At 46.4% G+C, this 12946-nt stretch carries 11 protein-coding genes; 1 reads left to right on the top strand and 10 read right to left on the bottom strand.

Annotated elements, in window-relative coordinates; genetic code table 11:
* Window positions 1–47: 47 nt before the first annotated feature.
* The 8 genes from CMO31_06770 to CMO31_06735 form a co-directional block, all read right to left on the bottom strand.
* On the bottom strand, window positions 48–932 hold the full coding sequence (locus tag CMO31_06770; protein MAZ53703.1) for a phytanoyl-CoA dioxygenase: 885 nt from the start codon (window positions 930–932) through the stop codon (window positions 48–50).
* Window positions 933–1025: 93 nt separating this feature from the next.
* The gene (locus CMO31_06765) at window positions 1026–2060 is read right to left on the bottom strand and encodes an oxidoreductase (protein MAZ53702.1); all 1035 of its coding nucleotides are present in this window, start codon (window positions 2058–2060) and stop codon (window positions 1026–1028) included.
* A gap of 121 nt (window positions 2061–2181) precedes the next feature.
* Window positions 2182–3267, bottom strand: a complete 1086-nt coding sequence (locus CMO31_06760) for a hypothetical protein (protein ID MAZ53701.1) — start codon at window positions 3265–3267, stop codon at window positions 2182–2184.
* 25 nt (window positions 3268–3292) lie between these two features.
* Window positions 3293–4288 carry a hypothetical protein gene (locus tag CMO31_06755; protein MAZ53700.1) on the bottom strand — a complete coding sequence of 332 codons (996 nt, stop codon included), beginning with the start codon at window positions 4286–4288 and terminating at the stop codon, window positions 3293–3295.
* A gap of 137 nt (window positions 4289–4425) precedes the next feature.
* Window positions 4426–5421 carry a hypothetical protein gene (locus tag CMO31_06750; GenBank protein ID MAZ53699.1) on the bottom strand — a complete coding sequence of 332 codons (996 nt, stop codon included), beginning with the start codon at window positions 5419–5421 and terminating at the stop codon, window positions 4426–4428.
* Window positions 5342–8257, bottom strand: a complete 2916-nt coding sequence (locus CMO31_06745; protein MAZ53698.1) for a hypothetical protein — start codon at window positions 8255–8257, stop codon at window positions 5342–5344. The genes CMO31_06750 and CMO31_06745 overlap by 80 nt, the downstream gene beginning before the upstream one ends.
* Complete coding sequence (locus CMO31_06740) at window positions 8199–9200, bottom strand: ABC transporter (protein ID MAZ53697.1); 1002 nt, start codon at window positions 9198–9200, stop codon at window positions 8199–8201. The genes CMO31_06745 and CMO31_06740 overlap by 59 nt, the downstream gene beginning before the upstream one ends.
* 68 nt (window positions 9201–9268) lie before the next feature.
* A complete protein-coding gene (locus CMO31_06735; GenBank protein MAZ53696.1) occupies window positions 9269–9685 on the bottom strand; it encodes a hypothetical protein in 417 nt (138 codons plus the stop codon).
* Between the two features lie 110 nt (window positions 9686–9795).
* Here CMO31_06735 and CMO31_06730 point away from each other — a divergent pair, with 110 nt between their 5' ends.
* The gene (locus CMO31_06730) at window positions 9796–10716 is read left to right on the top strand and encodes a hypothetical protein (GenBank protein MAZ53695.1); all 921 of its coding nucleotides are present in this window, start codon (window positions 9796–9798) and stop codon (window positions 10714–10716) included.
* A gap of 18 nt (window positions 10717–10734) precedes the next feature.
* Here CMO31_06730 and CMO31_06725 read toward each other — a convergent pair whose 3' ends face one another.
* Together CMO31_06725 and CMO31_06720 are read right to left on the bottom strand one after the other, a co-directional pair.
* Window positions 10735–11526 (bottom strand): beta-ketoacyl-ACP reductase, encoded by a 792-nt coding sequence (locus tag CMO31_06725; protein MAZ53694.1) that lies wholly within the window; start codon window positions 11524–11526, stop codon window positions 10735–10737.
* A gap of 290 nt (window positions 11527–11816) precedes the next feature.
* Complete coding sequence (locus tag CMO31_06720; GenBank protein MAZ53693.1) at window positions 11817–12752, bottom strand: hypothetical protein; 936 nt, start codon at window positions 12750–12752, stop codon at window positions 11817–11819.
* Between the last annotated feature and the right edge of the window lie 194 nt (window positions 12753–12946).

The raw sequence follows: 12946 nt of genomic DNA, 5'->3' as shown, positions 1-12946 counted from the left end.
AACTTTTAGATTAATATACCCTTGAAAATTAGGTTTTTGTTTTGTGGTTACTCCTCCTCAAAGCTTACGGGATCTTTTTCTACCACTGTTAGGTCAAACTTGTTCCAGTGATATTGGTACTCGTCTGACTCCCAACTTTCGTAAACCTGGTCCCAGGTGATCCGACCTTGATGTGGATTTAACACCAGGTTCATTACGGGATCTGCAGCAGGCTGGAAACGGAAGTCAGCCGACAGTCGCAGGCGGTCTTCAGATCTGTTCGGCAAGCCCTTGTGCACCGTGAGGCTATAAAAAAACAGCACGTCACCAACCTCGAGAGGACTCGTCACCCACTCGCCACCAATCTTCTCAAAATGGGCTCTCTGGCCACCAGCGCCAAGGGAGCGGGATATCGGCAAAACACCACCCTTGTGTGAGCCGCTCAATACACTCAGGCCACCTAAAGAGTGGGGGCAATCACCAAGAGGTACCCAGGTTGTCCAAATCCGTTCGGTACCCTGAATCAGCGGAAAATCCTGGTGCGGCGGAGTAGTGTGCTCAAGCAGGGACGGGAAAATAAAGCGCGCAATGTTACTAGGTTGTAGAAGTACTTCCTGTCCAAGAAGGCTCTCAATGACTTTTAGGATACTCGGGTCAAAAGCAAGCGTGTGGAACGACTCAATCCGTTGCACTCGATCGTAGACAGCCTTAAATTCATCCATGCCTGACACCACCGCTTCATGATGGGTAATGGCATGAAGCGGGTCGGTACCTTCATCAATCCAACCCTCCTCCTGCAAGACTGTAGCAATGTCACGACGTGCTGAAAGAGCAGCCTCTTTATTTACGATTCCCTTAAAGAAAAGATAACCATCTCGATCAGCCCGCTGGCGCAACTCTCTGGCGTCATTAAAGATATCATTGGACTCTACGAAACCCGTTCCAAAATCCATGACTATTTTGAACCTCCTAGACTCAAGTAACTGACCTTATCCCGTCTCCCCACCCATGTCGATAATTAATTCAGGCTAATCTTTAACGGGTTCTCAGGTTAATTGAATTCTCGCACCTTCTGACATGATCCCTGCTTCATAGATTTTCATTATGGTGTGTGCGAATTCTAGTGTCCCTTCCTCGGCAGGCCTATTCTCGAGAACGCATTCACAAAAATATCGCATTTCATTATAAAAGCCCTGTGTGAAGAGAGCCTGGTTCTCGAGCGTGGCGTATGCATTCTGCGGTTCCCAAACTACCGTGCCAGTATCAGTTCCTGAAGGCGCAAAATCCGTGGTCCGACCGTAAGCTAGGGGGACACCCCGCCAAAGTGAAACGGTAAGACCATTATCAACCGTGATGTACTTCTTGCCCCAAAAAGCGTACCGTTCGTAACTCCAGTTGGCTGAAACCAAATTAAGCGTACCTATCGCGCCACTGCTAAATTCAAGTACACACACACCACTCCGGTTTTTACTGAGGTGCATAGTGACAGCATCGACGTCTCCTCCTACAGCAACCATTAGCGACAGTGGATGACAACCGTTCGCCAGCCAGTTCATCGTCTTTCGTCCTTGTAGTTTTTCATTAGCATCCGCGTCAAGATGCATTCGATACTCAGCAGTAAGTCCTTCTAGAGGCCCGATTTCTTTGTCGGACAATAAGTCGAGTACCTTTCGGGTTGCTGGTGCAAAAGCCTTCTTGTACCCCACCACTGCAACACGATCACCTCGACTAGCAATCATGGCCTCTACTTCCGAAGATCTAGCAGCTGGAGGCTTCTCCGTCCAAACATGAAGACTGGCTTCCAAAGCTTGGCATACTAATTCAGGATGCAATTGTGGCGAAACAGCCATAAAAACAGCATCAAGCTCCTCGTTCGCGTACATTTCACCAGCATTAGCGTAGCAGGATGGTACGCCGTACTCACTTGCTGTACGTTTTGCTAAATCCAAGTCAACGTCGCAAAAGGACACCAATTCGACTGGCAAGAAATGCATCGCAGGCAACAAATTTCTATAGGTGTGTCCGCCCAGACCAACAATACCGACTCGTAAACGGCGTTCGAATTCCCTCTGGTAGCTCACTTTTCCACCACAATCGCCTCCGTATTGATCCCTAAGTAGTACTGCACCTTATTCACTGTTATTTTGATCAACTAAATCTACGTCATTATCTTCTAGAAACAACTGTATATCTACCCCGAAACTACACGAAAGCTTCGATCTTGAGAGTTCTGTCTTTGAGGGGAAGATCGACACGGGTATTACCGCGTCGATGCGACTCACGCATCCCAATAGCCAGTTCCAGCGCTTCGCGTCCAAACTCTCCCGGACATAAGGGCGTTTCATCCGACTCGAGACAACGACAGATCTGTTCAATAGCATCAACCAATGAACTACGGCGGTGCCAAGGACCAGGAAACTGTCGTTCAATTAATTCACCGGTTTCCGGGTGTTTTCCCCACAGCTCGAACTCAGAGTGCTCGATGCGAGAAACAATTTTACCAGCCTCACCAATGAATTCTATAGTCCAAGAATTACGAGTTCGGTCAGAAAAAGAGTTCAAATGAGCCCGAATACCGTTCCGATAAACTATGTAACCAGAACCACTAAGGTCTTGATTGCTGTCTGCGCGCTCTTCATCATCCATGTGACCAAATACCCAGTCTGCAGGGGAGTCAGCTATAAGACGAAACAACGCGAAGGTATGACTGTGCATGTTTGATAAGGTGTGCGGATGGTGGCAAATCATTGACCGTAAAGCACCAATTTCTCCGCCTTTAATTAGTTCGCGAACCCGATCATAGTATCCGTACCAATTAAAATGGCTGGCAATGGCTAAGACTGTACCGTTGCTTTTACAAGCGTCAATCATGGTGTCAGCCTGCTTCAGGCTGTAGCACATCGGCTTTGTAGCGAACACGGCAGGAACTCCCATTTCAGCAAGGTTAGTCACAATCTCGGCTCGCGGGGCTGGTCGAGTAGCGACACAAACCAGGTCCGGCTTTTCCTTCTCGACCATTTCTCGATAATCTGTGTAAGTTGCGTTGACACTCCAACGTCTCTCGAAATCGACTAATCTCTCTGGTTCACTATCAGATGCTGCCACCAAATCGATGTTTCTCGCCTCGATAACTGCTGGTGCGTGAGCCCACGGCCAAATATAGCTCGGTTGCCCAACGTGCTCATCATCAATTGTGCTACCCATTCGACCACAACCAATTACAGCACCCTTATACCGACCTTCGGGCCGAGTATGCGCAATAACCTTGAACGCTTCATTAAGACTCACAGTAACCTACTCCTTAAGGCAGGTTTCATAGCGTCAAGTGCCCGGTCGTACGTAGTAATGTCTCCTGAGCAATTAGCTCGTGGTCAAAAGACCGATCGGACTCTTGTTGTCCTAAAATCGTTCCGGTGAAGGCGCCTAAGGCGCGGTTATATAGCTCTTGTCTGGTTTGGGGTTCTATGGGGACTATCTGCTCACCCTTAACGAAACCAGCTTGTGCTTCCGTCAGACAAAGACGAATACCCTTGGCATTGTCAAATGGCTGCATTATCGCACTCCCTCGTGTGCCATAAACCTCGAACCGTCTGGCTGGGGGACTCGGTTCAAGAGCAGACATGTCTATCATTCCAAAAGCACGTTCGTACTCGTAAACGGCTAGAGTATTATCAACAAAACCAGGAACATCGGGGCTATCGTTACGAAGAAAAGTCGTGATCTTTTGTGGACGACCCAAAAGCCATACAACCTGGTCTACTGCGTGACCAGCAAGTTCAAAGAATATTCCACCCCGATAGCGACTCAGTTCGCGGCGATGCTGAGCTGGAGTGTTCGTTCCGATCCGAGCTCGCACTTCAACAAGTTCCCCAAGGACACCTGCTTTAGCCCAGCCTGCAATTTGTTGAAAACCATAATGGTATCGGTACATGTAACCCAGTTGTATGTGAAGATCTGCTTCCTCGGCCCTTTTCACAACACGCTGCCAGCGGATTTGGTCTTCACCTGCAGGCTTGTCGCACCAGACATGCTTACCAGCCTCAATGCAGGCTTCTGTATAACCTAAATTTTCGTGGTTAGCGCCCTCAGCAGCCACCGCTACGATGCTAGAGTCGCTTAACATGTCGCTTAGATCCTCGTACCAATGTAGACCTTGATAAGCTTCTTCATCTTTTACCTTCGCCAGCTGTTGGGGATCTTCCTCATACACCCCAACTAATTCTATAGAAAGATCCTGCAACATAGCCTTTAGTTTTCCAGATGCGTGTGGGTGTTTTGTACCGTACTGAGCCATTCTGACTAGCGCCATTGTTGCCTCCTCAAAATGCTGCTTAACAGGTACCTACGGGACTGACCAGATGATTTTTCGAGACTATAGGCTAGCTTTGTGTGTCAACACTCACTTCCTATTATCCCACAGGCCTCAAAGGTTTTCGGGATCTGTTATCAGAACCCGAATGGTTTTGAAATCATGTCTGCTTGGAATTCAAACATATCGAACCAGTATTGGGATCCAGAGCTCTTAGCTGGGAATACATTGTCTTCATTAGAAAAAAGCTCTAGGGTGTAGGTTTGATTACCCTCTAACGTAACCGTCAACCACGGACTACCCGTTGGGGAGTCACCATACCGGTAACGATACGCTGGTAAAGCTCCTAAAAACCGTAGAGCCGATTCAATTTCTGCTGGATTAAGAGGGTTGAGTCCTATTCCTAAATCGTGCTCACTTTCTAGGTACTCCCAACCATTTAGTGATCTAACTACATGTATTCTCCGGGGCTCTTGGGGTGGCAGCACTTGCGTGACAGTGATAGCTCTTATCGTGTTTGGGTCAAAGTCCATTACGGTCTTGTTACGGTAGGTATCCAGGTCCCTGTCGAACACGTTACGTAAGTCACCAACACCTTGAAAAATTTGATCCTGTCCTGGAATCCTAACAAAAGTATGTCCGAATGTCCCAGCCCGACTACCCACATCTATGTTAAGTAATACTTCGGAACTTCCCTCGACTGTGACACGAAGTAGACTGTCTGGGTCCAGATTATAGCGTTTGGGTTCATCCGAGAATGAAACTACCTCAGTGATATCAAAATCCATCAAGGTATCCAAGACAAAGTTTATCGCTGTACTGTCGGCCTCATAATCACCTGGCGCAACACTCCATTGGTTCCCGAGGCGAGTAAGACTTACCCGTTTATTCGTCCTCTCTATGGTGATGACGCTAATTTCGTCGCGTCCAAAATCCTTAAGAACCGGCAGTTCGTAAGAAATCCTGTCAGTAGGACGGAAAACCAAGAAAGCAACTACCACTAAACTAGCTATGCTAAAAAGGATTATGGAAGTTAGATAACTTCTATGTACACTATTCACGAGTATCACCCGCAAACATTCTGTATATTCTTCGTCTGCGTGCACGATGCAAAAACCAAACAATGAGACCAGCGATCATAACTAGGATAGGTAGCCCAGCTATGTTGACGTACTTGGTCAGAGCTCTGATGAAGGGTGTCGTTTCGTCCAGGGATCGAATACGTGTACCCTTAGCCCGCATTTCTGCTACACCTTCACGACCATTCATAAAATCAATGGTGTTTTGGACAAAAAGAGCAACGGGGGAACGTCCTTCGGCATCAATTAAAGAACTGTTAAAGGTCATAGAAGATCCCATTACAAATAGTTTGCCTCCACTACCGCGGGGCAGAAAATCTTGGTATGCGGAAAAAAGATCGTCATCTAGGAGGTATTGATTATCATTCTTCGCGCTTTCTTCTCCTCCAGCAGAGCCCACTGTTTCTATTGGTGATGGTAGTGGTCTGTCAGCAAAGTAGCTCTGAAACTCACCCTCTAATAAGTACGCTATCCCGTATTGTGACTTCAGTTCGTCACTTGGTGGCTGGGCAGTCAAAGGATCCGCAAACCTAGGATCGTCAATCACCCAGGCGTCTGGTGAGGAGGAAATTAGCGAATGGGCAGTAACTCCTTCAGGCAAATCTTCTATGAGCTCAAGAGCGGAAACATTCAGCAAAACCATGTTGTCTATATTCCGCATAAACGGAAACTTTTGATTAAGCTGCGACTTCCCAATATCTGGAGCGCCATAGATTGGAATCTGAACCGCAATCCCGTTTTCCTGAATTTCATTAACCACGTAAGATCGTTCGTCTAAAAGTTGGCCCGGTAGCAAACGCACACCATAATGCTCAATTAGCTTCTCAATCCCGGTTTGTCTGAGGAAGTATCTCGAAGCGTTCCCTTGGACAGCTAAGTCAAAAGCATCTAAAAACATTACGAGAGAGCCCCCGCGCATCAGATACTGATCCAATTGAAACAGCTCATAGTCACTAAACTCTTCACGAGGTCCCACCAGCAGAGCGGCTTGCAAGCCATCGGGCACTCCGTTATTAGCATAAAACCCGTCAATGTCGTACTCACGTGTCACTACCTTATGGAAGTTAACTAGGTCAGGTATCACATCAACTGAATCTCGTGGAGCATTACCGAAACCACGGAACGGTGGATTTCCTTTACCCACCACATAACCAATTTTTAGTTGGGTAGAAAGCAGTGCGTCTATATTGACTTCTAACTCTCGCTGGAGCGTCCCAGCATCGACAATGCCAAACCCTTGGTCCCCTTGACGAACAAGGTTGATTCGGGCGGCCTCTCGCCCATCATCGATCACGATAGTTACATAAACTTCGTCACTTCCACCAGTACCGTCTTGCCTCCCAATTCCAAGAGCAGGAAGCCCTAAATCTCGGGCTCTGGCGAGAGCAGCTGTGTCGCTAGTTGGGTCATAATTTTCGAAAACTAGTTTGTTGTAATAATCAGGGTTAAGTTTGTCGACGAAGCCTCGCACAGCCAGACGAAGTTCCCTAAAATCTTCTGATAATTCATCAAGTACCGAGGAAAGATAAAGATCAATTTTTATAGGTTTGTCGCGAGACAGAAGCGCTGAAGAGCGCTCTGTTAGTTTACGAATAGCAGTAATCAATTCGTATTCAAGTTGCTCAGTTGAGGTAACCGCCCCAAGAGTGTGGGCCTTATCACCGTAAATTACCGTTACTCCCATATAGGCATTGATGAGTTTGATTTCGTCTGCTTCAACCTGTTGAACTTGTATCGGCAAGATTGTGTATTGCAAAGCTAATTGCTCGTTCTCGCCAATGTTTTCATCAGTACTTGAATTTAAGGATTCCTCAGGTTTAGTCATAGTATGAAACGCAAAATTAAAATTCTTTGGGTTTTTAAGGGCAAAACTACCGAGAAGATCCCGCAGGCTTTGCTCAACGTTGTTGAACGGTGCAGGTAAATTACTTGAAAAGAATGCTCGTACAGTTACTGGCTCGCGTAACGCTGCAATGGTGTCTCGGCTAACGGGGGAAAGCGAATGTATCCGGTCTTCAGTCAAATCAACCCGGGCACCAAAACCTGCCGAAGCCAAATGAAGTACCACAAAAAATGCGATAAAGGAGCCATGGGCTCCCATCATTAAGCCTAGTGTGACTCGATCTTGACCACGAAAGCTAGGTCTCGTTAGTACCAATAACGAGGCGTAAAGACCGAAAGCAGTAAGTGTCACAAAATAAATTAAGTCGCGAACATCAAAAACACCGCGTGCAACATTTTGGAAATGAAAATCAGCGGAAAGGTACTGAAAGAAACCGGCAAGGTTACCTGGCAGAAATAGTAACGACCGGTCAATTAGGGTGAAGAAGAACGCCAAAGCTATCCCGACCACATACCCTACAATCTGATTTTTCGTTAGAGACGAAGCAAAAAGGCCGATCGCTGTGTAAGCAGCACTCAGGAGAAGCGCGCCTACATAACCCCCGATCACAGGTCCCCAATCTAGATCACCCATGTTTGCAACGAAAATTGCGTACGAAACAGTTGGTAGAAGCATGAAGGCCATCAGTGTTAATGCAGCCAAAAATTTTCCCGCGATCGTGGCAAATATTGAGATGGGAAGGGTACGTGTAATCTCGTAGGTACCACCACGGTATTCCTCGCTAAAAAGCCTCATAGTTACTGCCGGAGTTACGAATGAGAGAATTAAAGGCAAAAGCGAGAAGAACTTACGGAGATCCGCACGATCTTCCAAAAAAAATGGTGAAAAGAAAAACCAACCTATAACAATAAGGAAAGCTGAAATAACGATATAAGCGATTGGAGATAAGAAATAGCCGCGGAGTTCACGACGGAAGACCAACAAAGGATTAACGCCCATTAATTTTCCCCTTAACGCGACTATGGCCAGTAAACTCCCGGAACGCATCTTCCATTGAGTTCTGCTCGACCCTAAGTTCCATGATGATCCAATCAGCTGAACGAATCCGGCGATATACCTCTCGTCGTGATTCCTCGTTACACACAATTCGAACGGTAAGAGACCCATCACTCGCAGAACCCTGATCGGTTACGCGCTCAACGTTTGAAACGCCAGACAAAGCTGCGAGGCCAGCTTGAACGTCTGGAAACCGAGCATTTACGAGAGTAACAACAAGTACCATGTTGCCACGCATAGAACGTTTAAGCGCTGCTGGTGAGCTATCAGCTGCAATCTTGCCTTGGTGGATGATCACTATTCGGTCACAGATTGCTTCCACTTCACTTAAAATGTGACTCGAGAAAATGACAGTCTTCTCTTTACCAATGTCCTTGATGAAAGACCGGATCTCAACAATCTGGTTGGGGTCGAGCCCTGAAGTTGGCTCGTCAAGAATAAGAATTTCGGGGTCACCGATTATTGCATGCGCTAGACCAACACGCTGACGGTACCCACGAGAAAGCTCGGTGAACGCCTGGTGCATAACAGGATTCAAACCACACAGACCAGCTACTCTTCTAATTTCATCCGAAATTTGTTCTCCTGGGACGTTGCGAATTCGCGCAACATAGCGCAAATATTCATAGGCCAGCATTTCTGGGTATACCGGAGCTGACTCAGGAAGATAACCTATCGATTGCTTGGTAACAAGTGGCTCTTCCAAAATGTCATTACCCGCAACAGTAATTTTGCCGCCAGTGGGTCGTAAGTAACCCGTTATCATTCTTATAGTTGTACTCTTGCCGGCACCATTTGGACCCAATAACCCTAGTATCTCCCCTTGTCGCACAGAAAACGTAATATCGTCAACAGCAAGATGCTCACCGTAATACTTTGTTAGTCCGGTCGCTTGTATTATTGGTTTTTCTTTACTTCTATTATTGGGTATCATTTCGGCAGATTAACTATTCCCCCGAAAATAAATTTACTCTAATCTGAGCCTTATGAGCAAGTATTTTACTAACCGTCAACTTTTAAATCATAGTGTTTGAGTATCTCTAAAAGCTCTGAATCATTCCAGCGGTCACGTACTTCGTCGAGTGAACTTAGTAGAATCTGCCGTGTTTCTGGTCCCTCAAGAAAACGGCTTTTCTCGAAATGGTTCCGTAATATCTTCATTTTTTTCATGAGAAATGGCTTAGCTTCATCCTCCCAACGTTTTGTACCTTGACGAGTTCGCACCGTACCCTGTTCCGCCATCTTCTTAAGCTCATCGCCCCATTCCTGAGGCATTTTGTCAAGCTCTACGATCGCTTCAAGAGCCCGAAAATGGCCTGTCAAAATACGCTCTGTAATACGACCCATCATTGAAGCCATAAGCTTTACCAATAACAACACAGCTACAACAGCAACTAGGAAAGTGAGGAAGATCTTCACGTTTCAATCGTACATGATATGAGACCACCAAGTATGGTCGATCCGGCAACATAACGCCTAAACTACTGTTAGTGTATAGGCAAGTAAGCTGTTTCGAGAGGTGTGCCGTAATGAATCTCAGCAGTTACAGCCGGGAACAGTACCTACAGGATGGGTATCTTCTCGTGCCGCAGCTTATTAACGCAAAAACTATTGAGGCACAACGTAAAACAATAGAGTCCTATGTTGATCAGAAAGTCCAATATTTACTCGAAGTCGGGAAAATCGATAACCCTCATGAAGAGGCTTCTTTCGAAACCCGCTGGGAACTTGTAAGCCAGCAGTTAGTTGAACCTAAAGATCGACCTTCTCAATGGGGTGGGAGACAGGGCTTAATTAGTTCGTCAATTTACGACCTCTACACACACGATCGTTTGGCTCAATTGATCGGGTTAATTCTAGGGCCAGAAGTCAACGGTCATGGAGACTACTGGATACGGTGTATGACTAGGGGAAAAGCTGATAAGCCTTTGCGTTGGCACCAGGACAGTACCTATTTTCTTGGTCAGAATAACCGGGACACTACTATCAATTGCTACCCCCCGGAGACTGTCCTAACGGTTTGGATTCCTCTCGTGAATGTTGATGAGACCAACGGATGCTTGAAACTGGTGAAAGGTAGTAATCGACACGGTGCGATTCCCTTCAAAAGAGACAATGATCGACAATGGCAACCCATCAGAGCAATCAACGATTATGGGGAAGTCACCCCAATACCCATGACAGTGGGCGACGTCCTTATCTTCAATAATCTGACACTGCATACGGGAGGAAATAACACTACGAACACTGTCCGTTGGAGTATTGACCTAAGGTATTCTCCTGCCGGACAATCGTTTGACTGGCACCAAATGGGAGAAGAAGTAAACGAAAGGTACCCTGTCTTTGTTGCTCAAAGCGAGGATCCTGCGAAACGAATGAGTTGGGGTCAATGGTTAAAGAAGTGGCAAGCTACCGCAGACTGGGAGAAGAATCAATACAAACCAGTTTAGGTTAAATAGGTCTCAGCATTACATCACCACGCCACCACTGACATGCAAATTCTGGCCGGTAACGAAACAACCAGAGTCCGATACTAGGAACAACATGGCTCCAGCAACGTCTTCCGGGGTTCCGATGCGATTCAGTAGGACACGCCTACCTAGGAAAAACTTGTCATCCATCGCTGGTGGTGGGGGCCATTCTTCGCCCCGCTCTGAGGCAATTTGACGAGAGGTGCCTCCTGGTGAGATCGCATTGGCGGTTATCCAAGGAGCGCCCTCTACAGCGATTCCTTTTGTAAGTGTTTCCAGTGCACCTTTAGAGGTAGCGTACGGTACAAAAGAAGCTCCAGCGGTCCCTGTGGCAGCGCTATTAGATGAGATTGTTACAATTCGCCCAAATTCTCGATCAATCATGCCGGGCATTAGACCTCGTGCGAGAACAAATGTGGCTTTCAGATTTACGTTCATTACGCGGTCCCATTCCTCATCGGGGCAATCCACTATTTTACTTTGTTGTCCAATACCAGCGTTGCTAATTAAAATATCGATGTGTCCAAACGCCTGGTTAGATTTTTCAACTAGTTCCTGACACTGGTCTGTGTAGCCTACATCGGCCTTGACAAGCACAGCTGTACCATCATCCTGTTCTATTAAGCTTTTAGTCCACGAAGCAGCGTCATCATCCCGCGAATAGTTAATCACGACCTTGGCACCCTCTTTGGCCAGGGCAAGACAGAGACCCCGACCTATGCCGTGACCACCACCGGTTACTAAAGCTGTTTTACCCTCAAGAATCATCGCGCGTTCCCTCCTTAACATCTGGCGACATCATATCAGGGCTGGATAAAACTTCCCATTTCCAGTAAACGTGTTTAAAATCGCTACCATTTTAGTCGGTTATCGTAAATTTGTACGGTTGATCTTAAAATTATATCCAATCGAAAATCTACGTGAGAATTTAGATCTGAGATAGATTTTTGTGATTAGCTTGCAGTAACAATTAGCATGGTTAGAGGATCACCAATCGTTAACCAACCCATGTTACCGATCTGAACAATCAGTGGTTTTTATGCGCACAAGATTATTGAGGACCCTAAGAATAATGCTTACTAACTTTTATCACCGATAGTACTGGTAGTTTTGGAATGAGAGCGGCGGGTTTTGGCCTCAGTTTGCCGTAGTTCAGATTTCTCTTTCCACTGATCGAAAGAGGATGAGGTTCCGTCACCCCGGACCACCATTGGCGCATGTCGACCGTTCTTTGCTAACAAGTCCACCATGTACTTCTCTGAAGCCAAAACTTCATCTGAGGCGTCATACGTTCCAGGAGTACGAATATACCGAATGTCGGTACTCCAACGCACACCATTAGAACGATTCACCTTACTGCCATGAAAAGTCATGTTAGAAAACAACAAAATATCACCCAACGCCATCGGGATCGGTACCGGCGTACCACGAGCCTCAACATCCTCAAAAGACCGCATGTTCCCAAGTTCATCACGAGCACTACCAAAAAGCTCCCACTCATGACTCCCCGGAATGACGTACAAACAACCATTGGTCTCATCAACATCTACCAACGGGATCCACACCGTAACGATATGCGCACGCCGTGACGCCTGACCGTAATACTGACTATCCTGATGCAACGGAAAAGCAGTCCGTTCGCTATCCGGCAACTTCGGACGCAAATGATAATCGCCATTAAAACTAACGTTACTGCCCAAGTGAGGCTCCAAAGCTTCAGCGATACCAGAATGATTAATTAGCGCATGAAGTTCAGGTCCAAAGAAAGGTTCGTTCCACTGCCTAAGCGGCAACTCACTCTTCGCATGAAGAGCAGCAAGACGCTTCCCAAATGGCAGGTCCTCAAAAAGATCATCAACCTTACCCTCATCAAGAAGCTGCTTAGCATGAAGCCCCACCTGATCACTAATACGATCACGCAACGGCTCAAGATCACCAACAGGAATAACGCCCCGCACAACCTCAAAGCCATCCCGATCATAAACAGTTTGCATAAGCCCATCATCCCACAGCACCAATGAATTTTCTATAATTAACTCACCAAAGTTTATTCGACAGTATGAAGCCCAACATGGAAACAAAACATTTTAGTGAAAACTGAATCTCAATAACATCTACATCAGCTGTAATTCACCGAGTAGTTTAGTGAGACTTAAACGCTATTTAGTACCCTAATACCTAATTTAATTTTACCTATGTACCTTGAAAT

The sequence above is a fragment of the Trueperaceae bacterium genome, assembly GCA_002707365.1.
Classification (GTDB): domain Bacteria; phylum Deinococcota; class Deinococci; order Deinococcales; family Trueperaceae; genus UBA6957.
The sequence above is the reverse complement of the archived record's forward strand: the minus strand, read 5'-3'. Positions and strand labels throughout refer to the sequence as shown.

Excerpts from the sequence above, each read along its gene's own strand:
- CMO31_06770 (MAZ53703.1), bottom strand. The coding sequence starts at position 932 with ATGGATTTTGGAACGGGTTTCGTAGAGTCCAATGATATCTTTAATGAC.
- CMO31_06755 (MAZ53700.1), bottom strand. The coding sequence starts at position 4,288 with ATGGCGCTAGTCAGAATGGCTCAGTACGGTACAAAACACCCACACGCA.
- CMO31_06745 (MAZ53698.1), bottom strand. The coding sequence starts at position 8,257 with ATGCGTTCCGGGAGTTTACTGGCCATAGTCGCGTTAAGGGGAAAATTA.
- CMO31_06740 (MAZ53697.1), bottom strand. The coding sequence starts at position 9,200 with ATGATACCCAATAATAGAAGTAAAGAAAAACCAATAATACAAGCGACC.
- CMO31_06730 (MAZ53695.1), top strand. The coding sequence starts at position 9,796 with ATGAATCTCAGCAGTTACAGCCGGGAACAGTACCTACAGGATGGGTAT.
- CMO31_06725 (MAZ53694.1), bottom strand. The coding sequence starts at position 11,526 with ATGTTAAGGAGGGAACGCGCGATGATTCTTGAGGGTAAAACAGCTTTA.